The organism is Streptomyces sp. NBC_00344, assembly GCF_036088315.1.
GTDB lineage: Bacteria > Actinomycetota > Actinomycetes > Streptomycetales > Streptomycetaceae > Streptomyces.
In genome coordinates this window covers 2,619,333-2,645,332 of record NZ_CP107996.1, presented here as the reverse complement: position 1 = coordinate 2,645,332, position 26,000 = coordinate 2,619,333, and the positions used below count along the sequence as shown (strand labels likewise).

At 70.2% G+C, this 26,000-nt stretch carries 24 protein-coding genes; 15 read left to right on the top strand and 9 right to left on the bottom strand.

Annotation, left to right across the window (positions count from 1 at the left end; all coding sequences use genetic code 11):
- The first annotated feature begins 5 nt into the window (after positions 1-5).
- The 3 genes from OHS16_RS11850 to OHS16_RS11840 all read left to right on the top strand — a co-directional run bounded on the left by OHS16_RS11850 (position 6) and on the right by OHS16_RS11840 (position 5,359).
- Complete coding sequence (locus tag OHS16_RS11850; protein ID WP_328537160.1) at positions 6-1,775, top strand: serine/threonine-protein kinase; 1,770 nt, start codon at positions 6-8, stop codon at positions 1,773-1,775.
- 142 nt (positions 1,776-1,917) lie between these two features.
- On the top strand, positions 1,918-3,540 hold the full coding sequence (locus OHS16_RS11845; RefSeq protein WP_328537159.1) for a succinic semialdehyde dehydrogenase: 1,623 nt from the start codon (positions 1,918-1,920) through the stop codon (positions 3,538-3,540).
- A 19-nt stretch (positions 3,541-3,559) separates the two neighbouring features.
- Positions 3,560-5,359 (top strand): GMC family oxidoreductase, encoded by a 1,800-nt coding sequence (locus OHS16_RS11840; protein WP_328537158.1) that lies wholly within the window; start codon positions 3,560-3,562, stop codon positions 5,357-5,359.
- A gap of 137 nt (positions 5,360-5,496) precedes the next feature.
- Here OHS16_RS11840 and OHS16_RS11835 read toward each other — a convergent pair whose 3' ends face one another.
- Complete coding sequence (locus tag OHS16_RS11835) at positions 5,497-5,655, bottom strand: hypothetical protein (RefSeq protein WP_328537157.1); 159 nt, start codon at positions 5,653-5,655, stop codon at positions 5,497-5,499.
- A gap of 552 nt (positions 5,656-6,207) precedes the next feature.
- The gene (locus OHS16_RS11830) at positions 6,208-6,549 is read right to left on the bottom strand and encodes a chorismate mutase (RefSeq protein WP_328537156.1); all 342 of its coding nucleotides are present in this window, start codon (positions 6,547-6,549) and stop codon (positions 6,208-6,210) included.
- A gap of 288 nt (positions 6,550-6,837) precedes the next feature.
- On the opposite strand from OHS16_RS11830, the gene guaA reads away from it, so the two are divergent.
- From guaA to OHS16_RS11810, 4 genes are all read left to right on the top strand, one after another.
- Positions 6,838-8,412 (top strand): glutamine-hydrolyzing GMP synthase, encoded by a 1,575-nt coding sequence (guaA, locus tag OHS16_RS11825; RefSeq protein ID WP_328537155.1) that lies wholly within the window; start codon positions 6,838-6,840, stop codon positions 8,410-8,412.
- Positions 8,413-8,525: 113 nt separating this feature from the next.
- Entirely contained in the window at positions 8,526-9,317 is a 792-nt protein-coding gene (locus OHS16_RS11820; RefSeq protein ID WP_328537154.1) for a class II aldolase/adducin family protein, read from the top strand.
- A gap of 115 nt (positions 9,318-9,432) precedes the next feature.
- Positions 9,433-10,728 carry a hypothetical protein gene (locus OHS16_RS11815; protein WP_328537153.1) on the top strand — a complete coding sequence of 432 codons (1,296 nt, stop codon included), beginning with the start codon at positions 9,433-9,435 and terminating at the stop codon, positions 10,726-10,728.
- Between the two features lie 330 nt (positions 10,729-11,058).
- On the top strand, positions 11,059-11,586 hold the full coding sequence (locus tag OHS16_RS11810; protein ID WP_328537152.1) for a DoxX family protein: 528 nt from the start codon (positions 11,059-11,061) through the stop codon (positions 11,584-11,586).
- Here the strand turns inward: OHS16_RS11810 and OHS16_RS11805 are convergent.
- Together OHS16_RS11805 and OHS16_RS11800 are read right to left on the bottom strand one after the other, a co-directional pair.
- The gene (locus OHS16_RS11805; RefSeq protein WP_328537151.1) at positions 11,496-11,855 is read right to left on the bottom strand and encodes a hypothetical protein; all 360 of its coding nucleotides are present in this window, start codon (positions 11,853-11,855) and stop codon (positions 11,496-11,498) included. The genes OHS16_RS11810 and OHS16_RS11805 overlap by 91 nt on opposite strands.
- Complete coding sequence (locus OHS16_RS11800) at positions 11,845-13,140, bottom strand: PspC domain-containing protein (RefSeq protein WP_328537150.1); 1,296 nt, start codon at positions 13,138-13,140, stop codon at positions 11,845-11,847. Before OHS16_RS11800 ends, OHS16_RS11805 begins: the two co-directional genes overlap by 11 nt.
- 130 nt (positions 13,141-13,270) lie before the next feature.
- Here OHS16_RS11800 and OHS16_RS11795 point away from each other — a divergent pair, with 130 nt between their 5' ends.
- Together OHS16_RS11795 and OHS16_RS11790 are read left to right on the top strand one after the other, a co-directional pair.
- The gene (locus OHS16_RS11795; RefSeq protein WP_328537149.1) at positions 13,271-14,557 is read left to right on the top strand and encodes a PspC domain-containing protein; all 1,287 of its coding nucleotides are present in this window, start codon (positions 13,271-13,273) and stop codon (positions 14,555-14,557) included.
- Positions 14,554-15,249 carry a response regulator transcription factor gene (locus OHS16_RS11790; protein WP_328537148.1) on the top strand — a complete coding sequence of 232 codons (696 nt, stop codon included), beginning with the start codon at positions 14,554-14,556 and terminating at the stop codon, positions 15,247-15,249. Before OHS16_RS11795 ends, OHS16_RS11790 begins: the two co-directional genes overlap by 4 nt.
- A gap of 9 nt (positions 15,250-15,258) precedes the next feature.
- On the opposite strand, the gene OHS16_RS11785 is transcribed toward OHS16_RS11790, so the two are convergent.
- Positions 15,259-15,681, bottom strand: coding sequence for an ATP-binding protein (locus tag OHS16_RS11785; RefSeq protein WP_328537147.1), 423 nt, complete (start codon positions 15,679-15,681; stop codon positions 15,259-15,261).
- A gap of 93 nt (positions 15,682-15,774) precedes the next feature.
- Between OHS16_RS11785 and OHS16_RS11780 the strand changes: the two genes are divergently transcribed.
- Positions 15,775-16,569, top strand: a complete 795-nt coding sequence (locus OHS16_RS11780) for a helix-turn-helix domain-containing protein (RefSeq protein WP_328537146.1) — start codon at positions 15,775-15,777, stop codon at positions 16,567-16,569.
- Positions 16,566-16,748, top strand: a complete 183-nt coding sequence (locus OHS16_RS11775; RefSeq protein ID WP_328537145.1) for a DUF397 domain-containing protein — start codon at positions 16,566-16,568, stop codon at positions 16,746-16,748. The genes OHS16_RS11780 and OHS16_RS11775 overlap by 4 nt, the downstream gene beginning before the upstream one ends.
- An 84-nt stretch (positions 16,749-16,832) precedes the next feature.
- On the opposite strand, the gene OHS16_RS11770 is transcribed toward OHS16_RS11775, so the two are convergent.
- Together OHS16_RS11770 and OHS16_RS11765 are read right to left on the bottom strand one after the other, a co-directional pair.
- Complete coding sequence (locus OHS16_RS11770; protein WP_328537144.1) at positions 16,833-17,105, bottom strand: hypothetical protein; 273 nt, start codon at positions 17,103-17,105, stop codon at positions 16,833-16,835.
- Positions 17,102-18,085, bottom strand: coding sequence for an SPFH domain-containing protein (locus OHS16_RS11765; RefSeq protein WP_328537143.1), 984 nt, complete (start codon positions 18,083-18,085; stop codon positions 17,102-17,104). Before OHS16_RS11765 ends, OHS16_RS11770 begins: the two co-directional genes overlap by 4 nt.
- 207 nt (positions 18,086-18,292) lie before the next feature.
- Between OHS16_RS11765 and OHS16_RS11760 the strand changes: the two genes are divergently transcribed.
- Both OHS16_RS11760 and OHS16_RS11755 read left to right on the top strand, forming a co-directional pair.
- A complete protein-coding gene (locus OHS16_RS11760) occupies positions 18,293-18,667 on the top strand; it encodes a VOC family protein (RefSeq protein WP_328537142.1) in 375 nt (124 codons plus the stop codon).
- 152 nt (positions 18,668-18,819) lie between these two features.
- Entirely contained in the window at positions 18,820-19,968 is a 1,149-nt protein-coding gene (locus OHS16_RS11755) for an alpha/beta hydrolase (protein ID WP_328537141.1), read from the top strand.
- Here the strand turns inward: OHS16_RS11755 and OHS16_RS11750 are convergent.
- Positions 19,932-20,978: a C40 family peptidase gene (locus OHS16_RS11750; protein ID WP_328540811.1), complete on the bottom strand. Its 1,047-nt coding sequence runs from the start codon at positions 20,976-20,978 to the stop codon at positions 19,932-19,934. The two genes, OHS16_RS11755 and OHS16_RS11750, sit on opposite strands and share 37 nt — an antisense overlap.
- A gap of 334 nt (positions 20,979-21,312) precedes the next feature.
- Between OHS16_RS11750 and OHS16_RS11745 the strand changes: the two genes are divergently transcribed.
- Entirely contained in the window at positions 21,313-21,666 is a 354-nt protein-coding gene (locus OHS16_RS11745; protein WP_328537140.1) for a hypothetical protein, read from the top strand.
- Positions 21,667-21,796: 130 nt separating this feature from the next.
- Here the strand turns inward: OHS16_RS11745 and OHS16_RS11740 are convergent, their stop codons facing one another.
- Positions 21,797-22,960, bottom strand: coding sequence for a C40 family peptidase (locus tag OHS16_RS11740; RefSeq protein WP_328537139.1), 1,164 nt, complete (start codon positions 22,958-22,960; stop codon positions 21,797-21,799).
- Positions 22,961-23,434: 474 nt separating this feature from the next.
- Here OHS16_RS11740 and pcrA point away from each other — a divergent pair, with 474 nt between their 5' ends.
- Complete coding sequence (gene pcrA, locus OHS16_RS11735; protein ID WP_328537138.1) at positions 23,435-25,909, top strand: DNA helicase PcrA; 2,475 nt, start codon at positions 23,435-23,437, stop codon at positions 25,907-25,909.
- The last annotated feature ends 91 nt before the right edge of the window (positions 25,910-26,000 follow it).

Here is a 26,000-nt window from a genome sequence, read left to right as displayed (position 1 = left end):
ATCCCATGAAGAACGACGGGGGACGGGCGAACGAGCCCACGAGTTACGGTCTGCGGCCACCGGCACCGAACGGTGCGCAGCTGCCCCAGCAGCACGATCCGGCCACCGGCGGTACGGCAGCCGCCCATACGGGGCAGGGGGACCCGGCGCAGGAGCCGGCGGACCACGCGCCGACTCAGGTGGCGCCGGCGCAGCCGCCCGAGGACATCGGCGCGGGGCGGATCCTGGGCGGTCGCTACCGTCTGGTCGGCCGCCTCGGCCACGGTGGGATGGGCACGGTCTGGCGTGCCCACGACGAGATCGTCGACCGCGACGTCGCGGTCAAGGAGCCGCGGGTTCCCGACCATGTGCCCGCCCGTGAGCGGGACACCGTCTATCTGCGGATGCAGCGGGAGGCACGTGCCGCGGCCCGGATCGACCACCCCTCCGTGGTCACCATGCACGACGTGGTCGTCGAGGGCTCCGCGCCCGGGGGCCCGGCGGAGCGTGCGGGCCGAGCGGAGCGCGGCGGCAAGCCGTGGATCGTCATGGAGCTGGTGCACGGGCACTCGCTGCGCGACCGGCTCGCGGAGGGCACCCTCGACGTCCGGGAGGCCGCGCGTATCGGTCTCGCGATCCTCGGAGCGCTGAGCGCCGCCCATGAGGCGGGCGTGCTGCACCGCGACGTCAAACCGGACAACGTGCTGCTGGGCCGTGGCGGGCGCGTCGTGCTCACCGACTTCGGTATCGCCCAGGTCGAGGGGGAGCAGGGGCTCACCGAGACCGGCGCGTTCGTCGGTTCGCCCGAATTCATCTCGCCCGAGCGGGTGCTGGGGCAGCGTCCCGGGCCGGAGTCCGATCTCTGGTCGCTGGGTGTGGTGCTGTACGCGGCGGTCGAAGGGATGTCGCCGTTCCGCCGGTCCAACACCCCCGCCACGCTGCAGGCCGTGATGAGCGCCGAGCCGCAGATGCCGGCCCGCGGCTCGGGTGCGTTCGGCACGCTGGTGATGCAACTGCTCCGGAAGAACCCGGCGGACCGGCCGGACACGGCCGAGATCCGCCAGGTCCTGGAGTCGGTCGCCCGGCCGGCGCCCAAGGCTGTCCCGCAGCTCACCGCCCCGGGCCCGGCCGGTGCGCCGACGGCCACGAACATCTGGGTTCCGCCGGTACTGCACCGCAACCGCAGAGCCCAGTACGGCCTCGGCGCCGGGGTGCTGGCCGTGGCGGTCGCGCTGGTGCTGATCTTCGCCCAGCCCTTCGGCGGCGGCGGTTTGCCGGACGGGTGGCTGGTGCGCCCGGAATCCGAGGTGCTCAAGGCGGATGTGGCGGTGCCGAAGGACTACCGGCGTGTGCAGGGCGACAGCGACGAGGCCAGCGTCACCTACTGGGACCCCAGCGGGGTCTTCTCCGTCTTCGTCGACCGGGTCGACACCGCCGCCGCGGATCCGGGTGTCAAGGTGATCGGATCTGATCCGGCCGAATGGAAGAAGCACTATCTGAGCGGCGGGGACAACGGCTCGGAGATCGTCAAGGCCAAGGTCACCGTCAAGACCACGAGCCATCAGGGGCAGCAGGCGTCGGAGATCGTCACCGACTACGTGGACCCGGCCGACAGCAGTGAGAGCCCCGTCGTCCACCGCTTCCACGAACTGCTGGTCCCGCAGGACGGCGGCAAGGCGAAGAGCACCGTCTACTGGCGAATGCGGGTGCAGGGCCCGGCGCGGGGCTGGGCCGCCAAGACCGGGGACACACTGTTCTCCGATGTTGCGGCGCACCTGAGGATCGACGGGTTCTGAGCGGCTGCGCCGTGTGATCGCCCGGCATGAGCCCCCTGATCAGGGCTTATGCCGCCAGCGATCACTGGCGTTGTATGAGGGTCCGGTGAAAAGGTGTTACCCATGGGTACCGAAAGTGTCCGCCGAGGCATAGCCTCCCCTCATGACGGACTCGCAGGCTCCCACCGCCACGGCCTCCCAGGGCACGAACCCGATCGCACCCGCGCCCGCCGGGGTACGTACCGCAGCCGATGTGGTCACCCCCGACGTGGTCGTCCGGCTGACGCGCGGAGTGGTCGGTTCCGGTCGCACGGCCAACCACACCCCCTTCACCGGGGAGAAGCTGGCCGACCTGCCCGAGTCCACTCCGGAGGACGTGGCCACCGCTTTCGACCGGGCCCGCGCGGCGCAGCCGGCCTGGGCCGCGACCCCGGTCCGTGCCCGGGCCGCCGTACTCCTGCGCTTCCATGACCTGGTCCTCTCCCGGCAGGCCGAGGTTCTCGACCTCATCCAGCTGGAGACGGGCAAGGCCAGGCTGCACGCCCACGAAGAGGTGCTGGCCGTCTCGGTCGCCGCACGCCACTACGGGCGCAGGGCTGCCGCGTATCTGAAGCCCAAGGGCCACACCGGCGCCATCCCCACCCTGACCAAGGTGACCGAGCTGCGCCAGCCGCGGGGTGTGGTCGGCCAGATCGCACCGTGGAACTACCCGTTCGAGCTGTCCGTCGGCGATGCGCTGCCGGCCTTCGTCTCCGGTAACGCCGTGGTGATGAAGCCGGACACCGAAACCGCGCTGACCGCCCTGTGGGCCCGCGATCTGCTGATCGAGGCGGGGCTGCCGCCCGAGGTCTTCCAGGTGGTCATCGGCGAGGGCCCGGTCGTCGGCCCCGAGGTGGTCAAGCACGCCGACTACGTCTCCTTCACCGGCTCCACCCGCACCGGCCGCGAGGTCGCCCAGAGCGCGGCGGCCCGGCTCGTCGGTGTCTCCCTCGAACTCGGCGGCAAGAACGCCATGCTGGTGCTGCATGACGCCGATGTGGAGAAGGCCGCCGCCGGAGCGGTGCGTGCCTGCTTCTCGTCGGCGGGTCAGCTGTGCATCTCCATCGAGCGGCTGTATGTCCATGCGTCGGTCGCCGACGACTTCATCGAGCGCTTCGCGGCCCGTACCCGGGCGATGCGCCTCGGCAACTCCCTCGCCTACGGCGCGGACATGGGCTCACTGGTGGGCGAGCGTCAGCTGGAGACCGTACGCAGGCATGTCGACGAGGCCGTGGCGAAGGGCGCCAAGCTGGTGGCGGGCGGGGTGCACCGTCCCGACATCGGCCCGCTCTTCTACGAGCCGACCATCCTCGACGGCGTCGAGGCGCCGATGGCCGTCTGCTCCGAGGAGACCTTCGGCCCGGTCGTCTCCATCTACCGTTTCGAGGATGAGGACGAGGCCATCGCGATCGCCAACTCCACCCCCTACGGGCTCAATTCGAGCGTCTGGACCAAGGATGGCAGGCGCGGCCACTCGGTCGCCGCACGGCTGCGGACCGGCACGGTCAACATCAATGAGGGATACGCCCCGGCGTACGGCAGTGTGCAGTCCCCGATGGGCGGCATGAAGGAGTCGGGTCTTGGCCGCAGGCACGGCTCCGAGGGCATCCTGAAGTACACCGAGGCGCAGACCGTCGCTCACCAGCGGATCATGCCGATGGCTCCGTCCTTCGGTATGAGCGACGAGAAGTACGCCGCGTTCATGAGCCGCAGTCTCAAAGCGATGAAGGCCCTCCGCCTCCGCTAGATCTCTATGAGGAGAGTCAATGTCAGAGGAGAACTCCGTCCGCAGCCGGGACGGTGACGCGGGGTACGACTACGACGTGCTGGTGGTCGGTTCCGGTTTCGGCGGCTCGGTCACCGCACTGCGGCTGACCGAGAAGGGCTACCGGGTCGGGGTACTCGAAGCGGGCCGCCGCTTCACTCCCGCGACCCTGCCCAAGAACTCCTGGGACATCAAGAACTACCTCTGGGCCCCGGCGCTCGGTCTCTACGGCATCCAGCGCGTCCATCTGCTCGGCAATGTGATGGTGCTCGCGGGAGCGGGTGTCGGAGGTGGTTCCCTCAACTACGCCAACACGCTCTACGTTCCCCCCGCGCCGTTCTTCGAGGACCGCCAGTGGGCGTCCATCACCGACTGGCAGGCCGAACTCGCGCCCTACTACGACCAGGCCAAGCGCATGCTGGGAGTACGGCTCAACCCGACCATGACGCCTTCGGACGTCCATCTGAAGGCGTCGGCGGAGGCGATGGGCGTCGGCGAGAGCTTCCATCTGGCGCCGGTAGGAGTCTTCTTCGGCGACGGCAAGGACTCCGACGGCGCGTCGAAGGCCGGGCCGGGCACCGCGGTCGACGACCCGTATTTCGGCGGTGTGGGCCCCTCCCGCAAGGCGTGCACCGAGTGCGGCGAGTGCATGACCGGCTGCCGGCACGGAGCGAAGAACACCCTCACGGAGAACTACCTCTACCTCGCGGAGAAGGCCGGTGCGGTCATCCACCCGCTGACCTCGGTGACGGCGATCGCCGAACACGGCGACGGCGGCTACCAGGTCAGCACCGTCCCCACGGACCGCCGCACCTCGCCACCGAAGGTGCTCCGCGCCCACCGGGTGGTGGTCGCCGCGGGGACATACGGCACCCAGACCCTGCTGCACACCATGAAGGACCAGGGGCTGCTGCCACGGCTCTCACCGAAGCTCGGCGAGCTCACCCGGACCAACTCCGAGGCCCTGGTGGGTTCGCAGACGTCCGACCGCCGCTACCGCAAGAAGCACGGCACCCGCCGGGCCGACTTCACCCAGGGGGTCGCGATCACCTCGTCGATCCACCCGGACGGCGACACACACATCGAACCGGTCCGGTACGGCAAGGGGTCCAACGCGATGGGCGCGATGTCCATCCTCCAGGTCCCCTACGGATCCCGGCGGGTCCTCGGCTGGCTGGGCAACGTGGCCAGGCACCCCTGGCTGGCGGCCCGTTCGCTCTCCAACCGGCACTGGTCGGAGCGGACCATCATCGCCCTGGTGATGCAGTCGCTGGACAACTCCCTGACGACGTACCGCAAGCCGAGCGGTATCGGAAAGGGGCTGCTCACCGCGCGTCAGGGGCACGGTGCGCCCAACCCGACGCAGATCGCCGAGGGCACTCGCGCCGCGACTCTGATAGCCGAGGAGATCAACGGCTTCGCCGGGTCCAACGTGGGTGAGCTGATGGGCACACCGCTGACGGCGCACTTCCTCGGCGGCTGCCCGATCGGTGCGTCGGCGGACGAGGGCGTGATCGATCCGTACCACCGGCTGTACGGCCACCCGGGCATCTCGGTGGTCGACGGATCCGCGGTCTCGGCGAACTTGGGCGTCAACCCCTCCCTGACCATCACCGCGCAGGCGGAACGCGCCATGTCCTACTGGCCCAACAAGGGCGAGGAGGACCCGCGTCCCGAGCAGGGGCAGGAGTACCGCCGCCTCGCCGCGGTGGAACCGAAGTCGCCCGTGGTGCCGGCGGAGGCGTTCGGCGCGCTGAAGCTGCCGTTCCTCGGCATGCCGGCGGTTCCGCCCAAGAAGTGACACCGGGTCCCGTGCTGCCGCCCCCACCGGGCATCGCGGGCCCGGTCGCCCCGCTGCCTCCCCGGTGGCAGCGCGCCGGACATGCGGGAGGGCTGCACCCCCCTCCGAGTGCAGCCCTCCCGAGTCGGTGTCCGGCTCTAACCGGCGCCGCCGGCTGCCCGCCGGCGGACGGTGAACCGGGTGCCCGCGCCGACCGGAAGTCCGTCCGCGTGCGCGGCAGCCGATGCCGTCAGCAGAGCGACCGGCGCCGTGACGGCGGTCGCGGCTGTGGCAGCCGTGGTGCGGCGGAGCTTCATGCGGACCTCGTTGGTGCGGTGCGAGGGGCCTCCCGTGGTGCGTGTGCATACGGGTGGGGCCTTTGTTGGTTCCGCATGGATGACCTGTGAACCCGGTGAATGGTTGCTTCCGGATTCACGGAATGTTTATGTGACCTGCGTCACGCCACTGAGGGGGCGGGCCGGAGCGGGCACGGCGAGGCCCCGTGGAGTGCACTCCACGGGGCTCTGTCCAAGCCGGCCGGCACATCGCGGATGGCGTTGATCCGCGGGCCGGGAATCCGCGGACCCGGCCGCCGGCCCCGGGCGTCCCCGGGAACCGACCGCCCACGAGATGACCGGGCCGCTGTCCCCTGCCGTCCGGTCACGCACGCCGAAGTGTGGTCCCACGACATACCTGCGGTACGTCACACACCGCGGCGGAGCCACGCGTGGATTCTTCTTTCCGAGGGGCCGCCCCTGGCTGGTGCGGACGCATGGACCAACGAAGGGCCGCCGGGCCCGGTCACGCGCCGTACGGGTGAGAGCGGGCCCGAACTCAGATGCGGAACCTGCCGTCCTCCTGCCCCGCGCTCAGATCCGCCCCCGGCACAGTTCGAGCATCGTCATCGCCAGACCGGTTCCCGGCCGGCCCAGCGCCCCGCTGTAGTGGGCCAGCACCTCCATCTCGCGGGAGAGGTTCACCCGGCGGCCGCCGGAGGTCATCCGGGCGTCCTGGATGACTGCCGATACGGCCATCCGTTCCTGGATCAGGCCGATGATCCGGTCGTCCAGACAGTCGATGCGCTCGCGGGCGCCGGTGATCAGCTCGGCCGCATCGGCGCTGTGCGCGCCGGTCTTCCCGGTGCCGGTGGACCGGCCGGCGGCCGTCCGGCGGGTGGCGGTCGTCCGGTCGGTGGTGGCGGAGGTGCTCATGTCCGTTACTCCTCGGGGGGTGAGGCCCCCGGGACCGCGCGGTCCGGAATGCACAGGCGCCCCGGACCTTGTCGGCCCGGGGCGCCTGGGGAAGTGCTTGTCAGCGGATCAAGCAGCACGACCATGGCAGCCGGACGGGCCGGTGCCATAGGTAAAGACGAAGGTCAGCTGCTGATGCATGGCGCCAGTATGGAGGGCGCCGGGAGGCAGAGACAAGTCCCTTCCGCCGGCCCCGTTAGAATCGGAGTATCCAGACACTCCCCATGCCCCGCCGGAAGGCCGCTCCCCGTGCCAGCAGCACCCCCCGCCGCCCCCGACGTCGTACTCGTCGTCGACTTCGGCGCCCAGTACGCCCAGCTCATCGCCCGTCGCGTCCGTGAGGCGCGGGTCTACAGCGAGATCGTTCCTTCCACCATGCCGGTGGCGGAGATGCTGGCGAAGAACCCCAGGGCGATCATCCTGTCCGGTGGCCCTTCATCGGTGTACGCCCCGGGTGCGCCCAGCGTGGACCGTGCGCTCTTCGAGGCCGGGGTCCCGGTTTTCGGCATGTGCTACGGCTTCCAGCTGATGGCCACCACCCTCGGCGGCACGGTCGACGACAACGGCGCCCGTGAGTACGGCCGGACCCCGCTTGCCGTCTCCAAGCCCGGTTCGACGCTCTTCGAGGGCACCCCGGCCGAACAGCCGGTGTGGATGTCGCACGGCGACGCCTGCTCCGCCGCCCCCGAGGGATTCACCGTCACCGCGTCCACGGACGTCGTGCCGGTCGCGGCCTTCGAGAACGACGAGAAGAAGCTGTACGGCGTGCAGTACCACCCCGAGGTGATGCACTCCACGCACGGCCAGCAGGTTCTTGAGCACTTCCTCTACCGGGGCGCCGGCATCGAGCCGACCTGGACCACGACCAATGTCGTCGACGAGCAGGTCGCCCTGATCCGTGAGCAGGTCGGATCCAAGCGGGCCATCTGCGGGCTCTCCGGCGGTGTGGACTCCGCGGTGGCGGCCGCGCTGGTGCAGAAGGCCATCGGTTCACAGCTGACCTGCGTGTACGTCGACCACGGACTGATGCGCAAGGGCGAGACCGAGCAGGTCGAGAAGGACTTCGTCGCGGCTACCGGCGTTCAGCTGAAGGTCGTCGACGCCCAGGACCGTTTCCTGAACGCGCTGAAGGGTGTCTCCGACCCCGAGCAGAAGCGGAAGATCATCGGGCGGGAGTTCATCAGGGTCTTCGAGCAGGCCCAGGTCGAGATCATCGCCGACGCCGGCGAGGACGTCGCCTTCCTGGTCCAGGGCACCCTGTACCCGGACGTCGTCGAGTCCGGCGGCGGCACCGGCACCGCCAACATCAAGTCGCACCACAACGTCGGCGGGCTCCCCGACGACATCGAGTTCGAGCTCGTCGAGCCGCTGCGTCAGCTGTTCAAGGACGAGGTCCGGATGGTCGGCCAGGAGCTCGGCCTGCCGGACGAGATCGTCCACCGCCAGCCGTTCCCGGGCCCCGGTCTCGGCATCCGTATCGTCGGTGAGGTGACCAGGGACCGCCTCGATCTGCTCCGCGAGGCCGATGCCATCGCCCGCGAGGAGCTCACGCTGGCCGGCCTGGACCGCGAGATCTGGCAGTGCCCGGTCGTCCTGCTGGCGGATGTGCGATCGGTCGGCGTCCAGGGTGACGGGCGGACCTACGGTCACCCGATCGTGCTGCGCCCGGTCTCGTCCGAGGACGCCATGACGGCGGACTGGACCCGGATGCCGTACGACGTGCTCGGCAAGATCTCGACACGCATCACCAATGAGGTCGCGGATGTGAACCGGGTCGTGCTCGACGTCACGAGCAAGCCGCCGGGGACCATTGAGTGGGAGTGACGTCCCCAGCAGTTCCGGCCAGCGCCGCCGTACCGGGCATCCGGACGGCGGCGCTGCCGTTTTCCTGCCGCCCAACACTGTTCACCTGCGGTAACGCAAGGTAGCTTCCGGCCATGACTGAAACGCCAGCCCCCATCCCGGTGGAACAACTTCAGTTCGCCATGCCGCCCGTCCACGAATCCCTCGCCGAGGAACGCCACTACCGCAAGACGCGGCTTGCCGGGGCGCTGCGGCTGTTCGCCCACCACGGCTACGAGGACGGCGTCTCGGGTCACATCACCGCCCGGGACCCCGGCTACGCCGACTGCTACTGGGTGAACCCCTTCGGGATGCCCCTCGCGGACATCACACCGAACGATCTCATTCTGGCCAGTGGAGACGGGCAGGTCGTGCAGGGCCGGCACCACGTCAACCAGGCCGCCTTCGCCGTCCACGCCCAGATCCACCGGGCCAGGCCCGGGATCGTCGCTGTCGCCCACAGCCACTCGGTGCACGGGCGGGCGCTTTCCGCGCTGGGTGAGCCGCTGGATCCGATCACCCAGGAGTCCTGCGCCTTCTACGAGGACCACGCGCTCTACGACGCGTACAGCGGCGTCGTCGTGGACGAGGAGGAGGGCCGGCGGATCGCCGCCACGCTGGGCGCCCGCAAGGCCGTCATCCTGCGCAACCACGGACTGCTGACCGTCGGCGACTCGGTGGACGCGGCGGCCTGGTGGTTCTTCACCATGGAGCGCTGCTGCCAGGTCCAGCTCGCAGCGCGGGCGGCCGGGAAACCGGTGCTGATCGACCACCACAACGCGGTGGCCGCCAGGGAGCAGCTCGGCAGCGACCTGGTGGCGTGGATCAACTATCAGCCCCTGTGGCGGCGGATCAGCCGCTCGCTGCCGGACACGCCGTCAACGTGACGGTTTGTCAATCACCCGCGCTGACCTGACCTGCTGCGTGCACGCCTCCGTCCGTACGGCACAATTCCCTTGCATTACAAGGAAGTTCAAGGGTGCGAAAGGGCGGCGTTTTTTCGTGGCGGTGCAGGAGACAAGGCAGGACGACGGCGCGTACGCCGGAACGCACGCCGGTGCGCACGGCAGTGGCTGCACCTGCGCCGCATGCCCGCACGGCGCACGCGAGGGGCACCGGCGGGCCGTCGCCGCATTCCTGGCCAAGCGGGACGAACTCGCGGCCGGACAGGGGCTGCCCGGAGCCGTCGCGCACTCGACAGGCGCGTCCCGGCAGTGGGTGTCCGACGAGCTGACACAGTCGGCGCGCGCGGTGTCGGACCGCAGCCGGGAGGCCGGTGAGGCCTGGTTCCACCAGGTGTGGCAGCGCACCCTGCTGGTGGTGTGGGGGAGTGCGGTGGTGCTCGCCCTCGCGGAAGCGGCGACCGCGATCGGTGCGGGCTGGAGCACGGCCCGCACCGCCGGCCTGCTCGCCGCACTGATCACCGCCGGACTGCTGACCGGCGCGGCCGGAATTCACCGGCTGCGCGGTGGGCTGCTGGCCCCGCTGATCGGCGAGGACAACCGTCTCTCCACCTCACGGGCGGTCGCCGCGGTGTGGGTGCTGCTCGTCGTCTTCGCGGTGCTTGTCCTTTCGCTCCAGCTCGCCGGCGCGTCCGGCCATGCCGAGCGGAACGCCCTCATCGAAGGTCTCGATCTGGCGGGCGGCGCAGGCCTGGTGACGGTACTCGCACTGGTCTGTGCGATCGCCGTCGTGGTGCGCCGGGTGGTGGCTCTCCGGGTGCTGGCCCAGAAACTGCAGAAGGTGCGCGCCGACCGCCCGCGCACCGCCGACCTGCTGACCGACGACTCCGGCCGCGGGAGCTTCGCCGACGCGCAGTACGTGCTGGTGAGTACGGTCGCGGTGCTCTTCGCGGCAGTACGCCTGGCGCGCCGCCCCGACCAGCTCCCCGACCTGCCGTGGGGCCTGGCCCTGCTGGTGGCCGTGTCCGCGGTGACCTATTTCGCCGGGAAATACGCGGAGGGCGGCCGTCCCGTGGTCCTCTCGGTCGTCCGCGCCAGGGAGGCCGGAGACCTCGACGCACCGATCCGCACCGGCGACGACATCGAGATCCGCGGTGCGGGATTCGTCCCACCGGGCGCGCGGACACCCGACCGGCTGGCCCGGATGATGGTCCGGATCGGGACCGTCCATGTGCATGTGCCGCTGGTCCCGGTGGAGGGGGGCTTCGCCAATCCGACGGACACGGTGCTGGTGGTGCCGGTACCGGTGGAGGTGGAACCCGGGCGGGTGGAGGTGCGAGTGATCACCGCGGCCGGAGTGGAGACAGCGGCGTGCGAGATCGATGTGACGGACTGAACGAGTGGCGGACCGAACGGTGTGACCGACCGAACGGGGTGACGGACCGAACGGGGTGACCGACCGAACGGGGTGACGCGACCGGCCGAGTGCCGAGTCACGTACCGAACGGGGTGACGTACCGAGCCGAGTGACGTGCCGATCGACGACACGAACCGGGGGACAGCCCGCCAGCGGTGCCGGGCGCCCCGGCCCGCAGGATTCGCCGCCCGCCGATTGAGCCTGAACGCCACCGCATCCGTATCTCCTACCAAGGCGGCGAAGGAGAATCGTCCCCGCGCCCGTCAGATCACGGCGCGACACGGCGCAAGCGGAGAGGCAGGACCAGCCATGGTTCACGGATACCGGACAGAAACACCTACCGGACTCGGCGGCGTCAACCCCGTGCGGAACGGCGGCTGGAGGGACCGTGCGCGGACATACGCGCTGCTCCCCCTCCGTGTCTTCCTCGGGATCACCTTCGTCTACGCAGGGCTCGACAAGCTCACCGACTCCGCCTTCCTCCACGCGTCCGGAGCCGGATCCATCGGCGAACTGATGCACTCGGTACGCGACTCGGCCGCTATCCCGGCCCTGGTGGACCTCGCTCTGAAGAACCCCTCAGGTTTCGGGTACGCCATCGCCCTGGGGGAGCTCGCCGTGGGCATCGGCACCCTGCTGGGTCTCTTCGGGCGCCTTGCCGCGCTCGGCGGCGCACTGATCTCGCTCAGCCTCTGGCTGACCGTGAGCTGGCAGACCACCCCCTACTACTACGGCAACGACCTCGCCTACCTCATGGCCTGGCTGCCCCTGGTGCTCGCCGGGTCGTCCGTGTTCTCCGCGGACGCCCTGCTGGCCCGCCGCCGGCGCACCCTGTAGCCGATCCTGCTGGTCACCCCGGCCAGCAGGAAACCCAGCACCAGCATCGGCGCCAGCGCGCCCGGCGGGGTCTGCCAGAGGCCTCCGGCGTCACCCAGGTAGACGGCGGCGATCCCGAGCAGTACGAGACCCGCGACCGCCTTTCCCGGCCGGAACTCGTGCCGGTACTCCCTCCTGGGCCGCCGGGCGGACCCGGCCGGCCCCCGGCTGTCGCGGGTGGCCCCGGTGCGGCCGTCCCTGCGCTCATATCCCGGCCGGTCACCGTGCACGGGTCACCTCCGCCTGTCCCACGCCGACCTCCAGATGCAGGTCGAGTGTCCCTGCCGCCTCCCCGCCGGGTGGCGGGTGGAGCGTCACCGTCCTGTCCTGGTCGGGCCGGACGTCGACGTCCTTGCTGTCGTCGCCGGGCAACTGCACGTCGCCGATGCCCACCTCCGCCCTGAGCCGCACCGTCACGTTCTTCGGCACCATGACCACCAGCCGTCCGGCGCCGACCTCCACATGGGTACCTGCCGACGTGCCCCGGGGGATGGCCACATCGCGCAGGTCGAGGGTGCCGACCCCGGAGCCGACCTGGTACCCGGACCGCATCGCGGCGACCGAGGGGGGATGCCAGTCCGTGCGGATCCAGTCGGATGTGACGCTCTTCGGCAAGGAGGCGGACACCGCGAGAAGACCTGCGGTGAGCACCGCCAGGGTGATCGTGCCGACTCCGGTGCGCCCGACGAACGCGCTGAGCAGCATGCCCAGACCGAAGACGGCGAGCGCGCAGCCCAGCCCGGTCTGCACACTGGTGCCCACCGGGTGCCCCTGCCACGCGAGACCGGTGCCGAGCCCGGCGGCGATCAGCGCCAGCAGGAAGAGCCGGCCACCGATGCCGCGCGGTCCACGATTCGCCGCGGGTGTCCAGGCCGGGCCGCGGAACGGCGAGGGCGGGGGCGACTCCACCGCGGCGTCCGCCGGCCCCCACAGGTAGCCCGAGCCCACCGGCCCCGTCGTGCCGTCCTTGACGATGGGGTCCCGCCACCAGGACGGGCTGCCGGGCGTGGGCGGCGCTTTGGTCTCGGGCGGCGCGTCGGCGACCTTCTGCGCGGCGGTCTTCGGGCCGCCCGCCGACTGTGCCCCCACCGGGTCCGCGGTCTCACGGGGCGCCAGCCGCCGCCGCTGGGACCAGACCGCCGATCCCCCGGCGGCCAGTGCGAGCAGCGCGGAGAAGACCAGTACGGACACGTAGTGCAGCATGGAGAGGAACAGCCCGCACCCCACCAGGGCGGCGAGCACGGCCGTCATCGACGCGCCCTCGACCCGCCCGGTCAGCAGCCGGTGCCCCTCGGTCTCCTCATCGCCGTCCAGTGGGACCAGCAGCCAGGCGAAGCCGTAGAAGATCAGCCCGATGCCGCCGGTCACCGCGAGCACTCCGAGCACCACCCGGAAGATCACCGGGTCCAGGTCGTAGTGCCGGCCCAGCCCGCCGCACACCCCGGCGACCACCTTGTTCTTCCGGTGGCGCCGCAACTGCGGCCCTGGCTCGTGCTGCGGCGGCGGGGATGTCATACGCCCATGGTGACGGCCCCGGGGCGGCGGTGGGAGCCCTCGCGACCCTGGACGGTCCCTGATTTCGTTCCGTGGAACCAGGGGGTTATCCCTGATGCCTGCGTGCGGCTCTCCATGTGACGATCGAACCATGCCAGTCGTCCCGCCCCGTGCCGCAGGGTCCGCGGCCTCCGAAGCGCCGGAAGAGCCACCGCTGCGCAAGCTGTACCGCAGCGCCGAAGGGCGCACGCTGGGCGGCGTCGCACGCGGGCTCGCCGGACATCTCGGGGTCCCCGTCTCCTGGGTCCGGGCCGCTTTCATCGTGCTCTTCACGCTGGAGGGGCTCGGCGCGCTGGTGTATGTGGCGTTCTGGTTCGTCGTCCCGCTGGGCGCCGGTGGCGTCGACGCCAACCGTTCGGCCTTCGAGGAGTCTCCTGACGGCCGCGCCCGGCTTCTGCGCAAACCGGACCGGGGCCAGATCGTCGCGCTGATCGCGCTGATCGTCGGGGTGGCGATCTTCGCCGGAAACGTCGACATCGGTGGCTCCGCGAGCCCGTACATCTGGCCCATCCTGCTGATCGGGGCCGGAGTCGTCCTGGTCTGGCGCCAGGCGGACAACTCGCGCCGTGCCCACTGGTCCGAGGTCGGCCGCCGCAGCAGGCTGCTGCCGCTGGCCCGCGCACTTGCCGGTGTCGCTCTCGTGGGCACCGGTCTTGCCGCGTTCATCGTCATCCGCGGTTCGGCCGCCCAGCTGGGCAACGTCCTGACCGCCACCCTCGCGGTGGTCGCCGGGATCGCCCTGCTCGCCGGCCCCTGGCTGATCCGGATGACCCAGGACCTCTCGCAGGAACGGCTGATGCGCATCCGCGCCCAGGAGCGTGCGGAGGTCGCCGCCCATGTGCACGACTCGGTGCTGCACACCCTCACGCTGATCCAGCGCAACGCGGACGACGGCGGTGAGGTGCGACGCCTCGCGCGCGCACAGGAACGCGAACTGCGCGCCTGGCTCCACAAGCCCGAGGGAAACGGCAAGGACAAGGACGACGAGCCCGAGACCCTCGCCGAAGCGGTCAAGAGCGCCGCCGCCGAGGTGGAGGACAAACACGGCGTCCCGCTGGAGGTCGTGGTCGTCGGTGACTGCCCCCTCGACGAGAAGCTGTCCGCGCAGATGCAGGCCGCACGCGAGGCAATGGTGAACGCGGCCAAGTACGGTGGCGAGGGCGGGGCGGTGCAGGTCTACGCGGAAGTCGAGGGCCGTACGGTCTTCGTGTCCGTACGGGACCGGGGCCCCGGCTTCGACCTGGACGCGGTGCCCGGCGACCGGATGGGCGTCAGGGAATCGATCATCGGCCGTATGCAGCGCAACGGCGGTACGGCGAACCTGCGTTCCGCACCAGAGGGCGGCACCGTAGTGGAACTGGAGATGGAGCGAGCATGACCGAGACCGAGACCGAGCAGACCGCAGAGAGCCGCAGGGTCCGGGTCGTGCTCGTCGACGACCACCGGATGTTCCGCACCGGCGTGCAGGCCGAGATCGGTCACACCGAGACCACGGGCGTCGAGGTGGTCGGCGAGGCGGCCGACGTCGATCAGGCGGTCACCGTCATCAAGGCGACGCGCCCCGAGGTGGTCCTGCTCGACGTCCATCTCCCGGGCGGCGGCGGTGTCGAGGTGCTGCGCCGCTCGGCCGCGCTGATGTCCGACGCGGAGAACCCGGTCCGCTTCCTCGCGCTGTCCGTCTCGGACGCGGCGGAGGACGTCATCGGCGTCATCCGGGGCGGGGCACGCGGCTATGTCACCAAGACGATCACCGGCACCGACCTGGTCAGCTCCATCTTCCGCATCCAGGACGGCGACGCGGTCTTCTCCCCGCGCCTGGCCGGCTTCGTCCTGGACGCCTTCGCGTCGACGGACGCCCCGCCGGTCGACGAGGACATGGACCGCCTCACCCAGCGCGAGCGCGAGGTGCTGCGGCTGATCGCCCGCGGCTACGCCTACAAGGAGATCGCCAAGCAGCTCTTCATCTCGGTGAAGACGGTCGAGTCGCATGTCTCGGCGGTGCTCAGGAAACTCCAGCTCTCCAACCGTCATGAGCTCACCCGGTGGGCGACGGCGCGGCGGCTGGTCTGACCTCCGGGTTCACCCGGGCCCCTGGCCGGTGGCCAGTTCGAACCACACCGCCTTTCCGATGCCGTACGCGCGCGGCTGCGCGCCCCACGCGTCGGCGAGTGCGGTGACCAGGACGAGTCCCCGCCCCGACTCGTCATCGGTGCGGGGGTGTTGGGCTTTCGGCAGGGCGCGGCAAGCGTCCGCCACCTCGAGACGCAAGGTGCCGCAGTCCCGCAGGACGCAGCGTGCCCAGACCTCCCGGCCCGCGGGTACGGAAGCGTGCCGTACCGCGTTGGTCATCAGCTCGCTCAGCAGCAGTACCGCCGTGGCGGACACCTCGTCCGGCACCTTCCAGGCGCGAGCCTGCTCGGCGAGCAGCGCTCGGGCCCGGCCCACGCTGCGGGGACGGCGCGGGAGCCGCCACTCGATGTCCTTCGGCATTGTGCTGTCCATGGCTCAGAGCCTGGCGGTGGGGGAATAGCGTAGGAAGTGACGGCTCGTGTACGCGGTGTAGCTGTACACGCGGTGCCCCGGGGAGGTGTGCGCATGTCGGAGGCGTGGCGGTACTGCGGCAACCAGGTGAAGTTGTGGCGTACGAAGGCGGGTGTTTCCCGGGAGCAGTTGGCGCAGGAGGCGGGCTATACGTACGACTACCTGCGGTCGATGGAGGTGGGCCGCCGACGGCCCACCCAGCGATTGCTCGAGGTTGCGGATGAGATGTGCCGGGCCGAGGGATTGCTGCGGGCAGCGCAAGAGTTCCTGAAGCCGGAGAAGTTCCCGTCGTATTCGCAGGAGTATGCGGAGGCCGAGGCCAGGGCCGTGGTGCTGCACTTCTACCAGACGCTGTTCGTTCCCGGTCTCCTGCAGTTGGAGGCGTATGCACGGGCGTTGCTCAATGCGAACTGTCCGCCGCTTGACGACGAGACGATTGAAGCCCGCGTCGCCGCCCGACTTGAGCGGCAGAACCGTCTCGTCCGTCATCCAACCGTGCTGTTCGGCTTCGTGATCTATGAGGCCGCACTGCGCGAGACAGTGGGCGGCCCAGGTGCTATGAAGGCCCAATTGCACCATCTGCTGGAGGTTGGCAGTCTGCGCAATGTATCTATCCAGGTGCTCCCGGTAGGTCTGGGCGCGCACACTGGGCTCAATGGGCCGTTGGTGCTGCTCGAGTCACCCGAGCACGAGCACTGTGCCTATGAGGAAGGGCAGTCGACAGGGGTGCTTCACGCCAGCCCCGAGAAGGTCAGTCTGCTCACGCAACGGCATGGCATGATCCGCATGCAGGCCCTGGGCATTGAGCGGTCAGCCCAGCTCATCGAGAAGTTGGCAGGGGAGCTATGAGCGAAGAGCTGACGTGGATCAAGTCCAGTTACAGCAACACGGAGGGCGGCGAGTGCGTTGAGGTCGCCGCCACACCCGCCGCCGTCCATGTCCGCGACTCCAAGTCGCCCGAGGGGCCGGACCTCGCCCTTCCCGCCCCCGTCTGGGCCGCCTTCGTCGCCTACGCGATCGCGGGCTGAGCACCCGGGACGCCTGGCGGCGAGAGCCCGGCGGCGTTCCGAAGTGACGCTCGGCGGGCTGCCCGCGGCGCACGGCGTGGCCCGCTAGGGCTTTCCCGGACCGTGCCCCGGCCCCGGCGGCCGGCCGCGGCGGGGCAGGGCGCCGGCGTCGCGCGGCAGCCGTCCCGCGTCGGCCAGGGCCCGGCGGAGCAGGAACTCGATCTGGGCGTTCGCGCTGCGCAGTTCGTCCGCCGCCCACCGGGCGAGGGCGTCGTGCACGGAGGGGTCCAGCCGCAGCAGTACCTGCTTGCGCTGCCGCGCGGGGCGCGGTGCGGCGGGGTCCGGCGGGTCGGGGGCGCCGGCTTCCTCCTCGTTCACTGGTAGAGCGAACCGGTGTTCAGGACGGGCTGGACCGCCCGGTCGCCGCACAGGACCACCATCAGATTGCTCACCATGGCGGCCTTCCGTTCCTCGTCCAGTTCGACGATGCCCTGCTCACTGATCCGGATCAGGGCCTGCTCGACCATACCGACCGCGCCTTCGACGATCTGCTGGCGGGCGGCGACAACGGCCCCGGCCTGCTGGCGCTGGAGCATCGCCGATGCGATCTCCGGTGCGTAGGCCAGGTGACTGAACCGGGACTCGATGATGCGTACGCCCGCCGCCTCGACCCGGGCGGTCAGTTCGAGCGACAGCTTCTCGGTGATCTCCTCGGCGTTGCCGCGCAGCGACAGCGCACTCTCGTCGTGGGCGTCATAGGGGTACTCGATGGCGATGTGCCGGACCGCGGACTCCGTCTGGGTGGCCACGAACTTGCGGTAGTCGTCGACCTCGAACAGCGCCTGCGCGGTGTCCTCGACCTTCCACACCACGACGGCCGCGAGCTCGATCGGGTTGCCGTAGGCGTCATTGACCTTGAGGACGGACGTCTCGTTGTTCCGTACCCGGGTGGAGATCTTCCGTGAGCTGGTCAGCGGGTTGACCCAGCGGAGACCGTCCTGCCGGATGGTGCCGACGTAGCGCCCGAAGAGCTGGATGACGCGGGCCTCACCCGGCGCGACCATCTTCACGCCGGTCATGCAGAACAGCGAGCCGACCAGCACCACGATGCCCACGATGATCAGACCGGCCTTGGCCCCGCCGCCTGTGGAGACTCCGCCGGCGATGAGCAGCGCGAGCCCCGCGGCCGCGCCGAGCACGGTGAGCAGCAGCGCCAGCCCGCCGGCGATGCCGTGCGCCGTCCTCTCCCGCACCTGCGGGGCAGGCATCTGCGGGGTGTCGGCGGCCAGCCCGGCGGTGGTCGCCGTGGTGGTCGGCGCGGGGTGCCCGCCGGGGCCGTGGTCGGGTGTTCCGGTCATGAAGTGCTCCGTCTCCTGACTCCGGGTGCGCCGGAGTCACCTGCTCACCTGAAGAAATCAAAGTGATATCTCATTAATACATGGAGTCGTACCGTCCGACAACCGGTGTGCGACCGGTTCCTCCTGACCCGGGGCCGACCGATGAGTTCCGCTTCCGCACGGGGTCATCACCCTGCAACCCGCATACGCAGGAGGAGGCACAACCTCATGGCATCCCAGGACAACATCACCGGACTCGGTGTGATTCTCGGCAGCACGGAGCCCGAGCGGCTCATCGAGTGGTACCGAGCCGCGCTGGAGCCGCTGGGCGCCCGCTGGGAGGGACACATGCTCTTCGTCGGGCACCACTCGGTCATCGGGTTCGACCGGCGCGACGATGTGGCGGATACGGCGGCGGAGCCGGGGAGGCACCTGCTGAACATCACCGTGCGGGACATCCGCGCCGCCGAGCAGCACCTGAACACCCTCGGAGTGAAGTGGGTGCGGCCCGTCGAGGAAGCGGGTGGCGGCTGGATCTTCTCCACGGTGCTCGACCCGGTCGGCAATTACCTGCAGATCCTCCAGGGTCCCGCGGCCCCCTGAGCGGCCGGTGTGCCGGGGCACGGCGTCCGTGCCCCGGCACACCGGTGGGGCGTGTGGTGTGGACGGGACATCAGTGCATTGGGGGACGGGCGATGTAAAAAGGGCGCAAAACAGGTAACCGCAGTCTCCGACGGGGCATCTCTCTTCGAGTGATGAGCCTGACGGGGACCCCGTTCTTCCTGACCGCGATCGCCGCGACGGTCGTCGCCGTGATACTGCCACTGCTGCTGTGGGGACGGGTCGCCGGACCTGCGCCGCTGCGGGGCGCGGCCCGGCTCTGCATGGTGCTGACGGCGCAGGCGACGGCGGTGCTGACGGTCTTCGTCGCCGTCAACAACAGCAACGGCCTCTACGACAGCTGGTCCGATCTGCTGGGCAGGGGCCACCATGTCGTCGCGGCCCCCGACCTCGGGCCCGACGGTCTGGGTGGCCGCCGGTGGGACGGCGGACCACGTCGCCCGGCGGACTTCGCCCCGGCCCGCGACCGGCGGATGGGGCACGGGGTGATCGGCACGCAGCTGACCGGGCGGGTGTCCGGGGTGCGCGGCGAGGTGTACGTGTGGCTGCCGCCGCAGTACGACGAACCCGCGTACCGCGGACGGCACTTCCCGGTGGTGGAGCTGCTGTCCGGTTTCCCGGGCACGGCGAAGGCCTGGTTCGGCAGTCTCGATGTGCAGACGCAGCTGGCGCCGTTGATGGCGAGCGGAGAGGTCGCGCCGTTCATCCTGGTGTCTCCGAGGACGTCGCTGCTCGGCAACCGTGACACCGGCTGCGCCAATGTGGCCGGTGTGGTGAACGCCGACACCTGGCTGAGCGTCGACGTGCCGAAGATGGTGACCGACACCTTCAGGGCGCAGCACGGGCCCGCCGGGTGGGCGGTGGCGGGTTACTCGGCGGGGGCGCACTGCGCCGTGAAGCTGGCGCTCGAGCACCCCGACCGCTACCGGGCCGCCGCCGGGCTCTCCGGGTACAACGATCCGGCCGCGGAACACGCGTCCATCACCGCGAAGGACCCGATGCTGCGCCGCGTCAACAACCCGCTGTGGATTCTGCGGCATGCCGGAAGCCCGCCCCGTACGGCGCTGTTCCTCTCGGGGGCACCGCGCGACGGGTACCGGGACGGCCTGGCACTGCGCGATGCGGCCAGGGCGCCGACGACGGTGCAGGTCGTCCCGGTGACGGGCGGGCACAGCCGGGCGGTCTGGCGCAAGCAGGTGCCCGACGTCTTCACCTGGCTGACCGCGCAGTTCGCCTCGTCGGCGCCCTACGCGGGCCGGACCGCGCCCGCGAAGGGCATCTGATCGATGGGCGCGATCCGTACCGGGGCACCGGGGTGCGGGGCGTGGATCATCTCGCCGTTGCCGATGTAGATGCCCACATGGCTGATGCCGGAGAAGAAGAACACCAGATCGCCCGGGGCCAGCTCCGAACGGTCCACCCGCTGTCCGGAATTGATCTGGGTGTAGGTGGTCCGGGGGAGCGAGAGGCCCGCCGAGCGGTACGCGGCCTGGGTCAGCCCGGAGCAGTCGAAGGACGCGGGGCCCGTCGCACCCCAGACGTAGGGCCTGCCGAGCGCGCTGTAGGCGAAGGCGACAGCCTCGGCGGCGCGTGAGTTGGGGGCGATCACCGAGCCACGGGCGGCGGAGCGGTCGGCGTGCGGCGCGGCCGTTCCGGCGTCCTGGGCGTCGTAGCGGGCGCGCTCCGGTGCGGGCAGCCGGGAGAGCATGGCCTGCGCCGTGCGGATCTTTTCCTGCACGGTGGTCTTCTGCTTCTTGAGATCGGCCTGCTGGGCGTGGAGATCGCCGACTTCGCGGTTGGCCTCCGCGCGCAGCTGGGCGAGCCTGCCGAGCTGCTTGCGCACCCGGGTCACCTTGTCGGCCTGCCGGGCGTCTGCGCGTTCCACATAGGCGGCGCGGTCGAGGTACTGCTCGGGGCCGGACGACAGGAACACCTGGAGCGAAGGGTCGATCGCGCCGTTGCGGTACTGCGCCGCGGCGGCCGAACCGAGCGCGGAGCGGGCGGTGTTGAGCTGCTCGGTCTTCCGGGCTGCCTCGTCGCGCAGGGTCCGCAGCGACCGCTCGGTCGACTTGGCCTTCTCCTTCGTCCCGTCGTACTTCTCGGTGGCGGTCTCCGCCTGCTGGTACAGCTGGTCGACCTTGGCCTTGACCTGCGCCGGGGAGAGCTGGGGCTCGGCATGGCCGACGCCTTCGAAGGCGGTCGCCGAGGCGGCTCCGGCGAGAGCGAGGGTGGCGGCTGTCCGGGCCGCGGGGCCGGTGAGCGGGCGTTGTCTGGGTTTTCGGTGAGCGGCCACGAGGGCGTCCACGTCCTTCCGTACGTCCTTGCCGTACCCGCCTGTGGGGCGTGGGGCGGATACGTGTCCGGCGGCGGCCCGCACAGGGGGAGCGGGCCGCCGCCGGATCTTTCGGCGGTGATGACCGACGGCCGCCCGGTTCCGGACGGCGGTGGGGAGTCGGCCACCTGACCAAGAACGCTAAACCTGAGGTTATGGGAACGAGATGTGATGAAAGGTAGTGGCCGTATCTGGTCGATGGCTGATCGCCGGGGATCAATGCGTTATCGGGGCGGCGATCGGTTGCGTAACCCTCTGACCGAAGCCGAGGCCGGGATCGCTAAGGTCGAATCCCATGGACGAACTGATCAATGCCGTCGTGGGCCTGCACATCATCGGCATCGCCGCGCTGCTCGGCGGTTTTCTGACGCAGCTGGGCGCGATGCGCTCGGACACGGCCCGCTTCGGGCCCCCGATGCTCTACGGCGCACTGACGATGCTGGTCACCGGGGTGGCGCTGATCGGTCTCAGCCAGGCCGACGGGTACACCATCAGCACCGTCAAGTACGGGATCAAGCTCGCGGTACTGATCGTGATCCTCGGACTCGTCTACGTGAAGCGTGACGACGAGAGGATCGACAAGCGTCTCTTCGGCGTGGTCGGCGGTCTGACCATCGTCAACATCTTCATCGCGCTGCTCTGGACCTGACCCACCCGGGGCGCTGCACCGGGCCGGCCCTGAACGCATCTGCGCCGTCCGCCGATGCGCACGCCGGGGCGCCGGGGCGCCGGCGGTGGTCGTGACCGCCGGCGCATCGGCGTGGGGACTCCAGCAGTGGCTAGCCGGGGCGCACGCTGCCGTAGATCGGCATGTAGTAGATCGACTCCTCGCGCACATACGCACCCGGTTTGGGAGCGTGGATCATCATGCCGTTGCCGATGTACATGCCGACATGGCTGATGTCGTCGTAGAAGAAGACCAGGTCACCGGGGCGCAGATCCTTGGTCACGACCCTGGTGCCGACCTTGACCTGGTCCCAGGTGGTCCTGGGGAGAGTCACGCCTGCCGCCTTCCAGGCGGCCTGGGTGAGACCTGAGCAGTCGTAGGAACCGGGGCCCGTCGCGCCCCACACATACGGCTTGCCGACCTGGGCCCGGGCAAAGGCGAGGGCCTTCGCCGCCTTGCCGGTGGACGTGCCGGTGTCGGTGGATGTGCCGGTGCCGGTGCCGCCGGAGGCCGAGCCGCTGCCCTCCTTCGCCTTCTCCGCGGCCTGCCGCTTCTTCGCCTCCGCCGCCTGCTCGCGGGCCAGCTTCTCGGCTTTCTCCTTGGCCTCGGCCCGCTTCTTCGACTCCAGCGCCGCGAGCCGCGCCTTCTCCTCGGCCGTCAGCCTGGACAGCAGCCGGCGCGCCTCGGTGAGCTTCGACTGCACCGTCTCCTTGCTGGCCCTCAGCGCGGCCTGGGTGCCGGTCAGCGTCTCGAGCCCGCGCGTCGCCTCGCCGCGCTTCTCCGCCGCCGCCTTCTGCTGCGTCCGGTAGTCATCGACGGCCTTGCCCTCACGGCCGGCCAGCGTGTCCATCAGATGACTCTGGTCGAAGTACGACTGCGGGTCGTCGGCCAGCAGCAGCGTGGCGGTGGGGGAGAGCACGCCGCCCCGGTACTGTGCGGCCGCGTAACTGCCGAGCGTACGGCGGGCGTCGTTCACCTTCTCCGTGCGTGCGGCCACCTGGTCGAGCAGGCCGTCGATCCGCTTGCGCTGAGCCGCGGTGTCCTCTTTCGCCTTGTCGTACTTCTCGGTGGCCGACCCGGCCTGGCGGTACAGGTCGTCCACCTTCTTCTGCACCTCTTCGACGCTCGGCTTCGCCCTGGTGGCGGGGGCCGGTGCGGCACCGGCACTCTGGGTGAGCAGCGAGACAGAGGCGAGCGCGGCAGATGTGATGCCGATGGCCGGGGCGGTACTGCGTATACGGTTGCGCGGTTTTCGGTGCGATGCCAAGACAGGCATTTCCTTCCGTGGACCGCCTACCGGGTGAGCGGTGGGGGCCCCGCCCAGGCCGTTCAGGCTCTGGGAGAGGGTTCGGGCACGTTCGGAAGGCCGCCCTACGGTCCATGGTGGTGCGGTGGCGCTGGGTGGTGCGGACCGATTCACCCCGGTGGTGCTTGTGGGTCCCCGGCTCCTTCTGCCGTGCGGCACATGTCACAGGTCATGCGTGACGCGGCGAACGGCAGAGCGGACTCGGCGCGGGCCGCCCGCTTCGGCGTGGTTCGCCGACGGGTGTACGGGTGGCCCTGAGCGAGCAAGATAGCCAACTCCTGTCACAGCTGGGAAGCCTGATGTTCGATATGCCCGATACATTTTCGTGACCTTCTCCGCGACCCCTGGCCCGGGGCGCCCACCGGCGGTCCCGTCCGGCCCCGCCCGGCCCAGGAGGCCGTAAGGCTCCGGACTGTCACTGGCTCGGCCTAGACTCGGTAGACGATGAGCAGCCTCTTTGACGACAGTTTCCTGGCGAACCTCCAGCCTTCGGAGGAAGAGCCCCCGCCGCCCACCGAGGACTCCGCCGGCGGAGCGGGCGCCTCGGAAGAGGTCCCCCACGACCTCTTCGGCGGCGTATTCGACGGGCCCCCGCCGCAGCGCGAGGCGTACTACCGCGACGGCGCCCCGCGCCCCGCCGTGGACCCCGCCGCACTGCTGGACGGGCTGAACACCGAGCAGCGCGCCGCCGTCGTGCACTCCGGTTCCCCGCTGCTCATCGTCGCAGGCGCCGGTTCCGGCAAGACGCGGGTGCTCACCCACCGGATCGGTCATCTGCTGGGCTCCCGCGGGGTGCACCCGGGACAGATCCTCGCGATCACCTTCACCAACAAGGCCGCGGGCGAGATGAAGGAGCGGGTGGCCGAGCTGGTCGGCCCGCGCGCCCAGGCCATGTGGGTCATGACCTTCCACAGCGCCTGCGTACGGATCCTGCGCCGCGAGTCCAAGAAGCTCGGTTTCACCTCGTCGTTCTCGATCTACGACGCGGCCGACTCCAAGCGGCTGATGGCGCTGGTCTGCCGCGATCTGGATCTCGACCCGAAGCGCTTCCCGCCGAAGTCCTTCAGCGCCAAGATCTCGAACCTGAAGAACGAGCTGATCGACGAGGAGGCCTTCGCGGGGCAGGCCGTCGACGGATTCGAGAAGACGCTCGCCGAGGCCTACGCGCTGTACCAGGCGCGGCTGCGCGAGGCCAACGCCCTGGACTTCGACGACATCATCATGACCACGGTGCATCTGCTCCAGGCGTTCCCGGACGTCGCCGAGCACTACCGGATGCGCTTCCGGCACGTCCTGGTCGACGAGTACCAGGACACCAACCACGCGCAGTACACGCTCGTCCGTGAACTGGTGGGCCCCTCGGGAGAGGGCAGGGCGCCCGGCGAGCTCTGTGTGGTGGGTGACGCGGACCAGTCGATCTATGCCTTCCGTGGCGCGACCATCCGCAACATCCTCCAGTTCGAGGAGGACTACCCGGACGCGACCACGATCCTGCTCGAGCAGAACTACCGCTCCACACAGACGATCCTCTCCGCGGCCAACGCGGTGATCGAACGCAACGAGAACCGCCGCGCCAAGAACCTCTGGACGGAGGCGGGCGAGGGCGCGAAGATCACCGGCTATGTCGCGGACACCGAGCACGACGAGGCGCAGTTCGTCGCCGACGAGATCGACCGGCTGACCGACTCCGGCGACGCGAAAGCCGGCGAGGTAGCCGTCTTCTACCGTACGAACGCCCAGTCGCGTGTCTTCGAGGAGATCTTCATCCGGGTCGGGCTGCCGTACAAGGTGGTCGGCGGGGTCAGGTTCTACGAGCGCAAGGAGGTCCGCGACGTGCTGGCCTATCTGCGCGTCCTGGCCAATCCCGAGGACACCGTCCCGCTGCGACGCATCCTGAACGTGCCCAAGCGCGGCATCGGCGACCGCGCCGAAGCCATGATCGACGCGCTCTCCCAGCGCGAGCGGATCAGCTTCCCGCAGGCCCTGCGGCGCGTCGACGAGGCGTACGGCATGGCGGCCCGCTCGTCGAACGCCGTCAGGCGCTTCAACGTCCTGATGGAGGAACTGCGTACCGTCGTCGAGTCCGGCGCCGGACCCGCGGTCGTCCTCGAAGCTGTCCTCGAACGGACGGGCTATCTCGCTGAGCTGCAGGCCTCCACCGACCCGCAGGACGAGACCCGGATCGAGAACCTTCAGGAACTCGCGGCCGTGGCGCTGGAGTTCGAGCAGGAGCGCGCTGAGGAAGAGGGCGCGGGAACACTGGCCGAATTCCTCGAGAAGGTCGCCCTGGTCGCCGATTCGGACCAGATCCCGGACGAGGACGAGGACGGCTCGGGGGTCATAACGCTGATGACCCTCCACACGGCGAAGGGCCTGGAATTCCCCGTGGTGTTCCTGACCGGCATGGAGGACGGGGTCTTCCCGCACATGCGGGCGCTGGGGCAGGTCAAGGAGCTCGAGGAGGAGCGGCGGCTGGCCTACGTGGGGATCACCCGCGCCCGGGAGCGGCTGTATCTGACGCGCTCGACGCTTCGCAGCGCCTGGGGTCAGCCTTCGTACAACCCGGCATCGCGATTCCTGGAGGAGATCCCCGCGCAGCACCTGGAGTGGAAGCGCACCGGTGCCATGGCGGCCCCGGCGGGGCCGACTTCGGGGATCGCTTCCTCGCTCACCTCGTCGCTCTCGTCGTCGCGTTCGCGCTCGGGTTCCGGTGGGGCCTCCGGCTTCGCGACGCGACGGACCAGCGACAAGCCGGTGATCACGCTTCAGGTGGGGGACCGGGTCACTCACGACCAGTTCGGCCTGGGAACCGTGATGCAGGTGACCGGTTCGGGCGCGGATGCCCAGGTGACGGTGGACTTCGGGGACGAACGCCCGAAGAAGCTGCTGCTGCGGTACGCACCCGTCGAGAAGCTCTAGCGGGGCCGCCGGGCCGGTGCTGAGGTACCGGCCCGGTATCGCGGTGCCGGGCTGACGCCGCGGTGTCGGGCGGGTGCTGCGAACGCCGGTC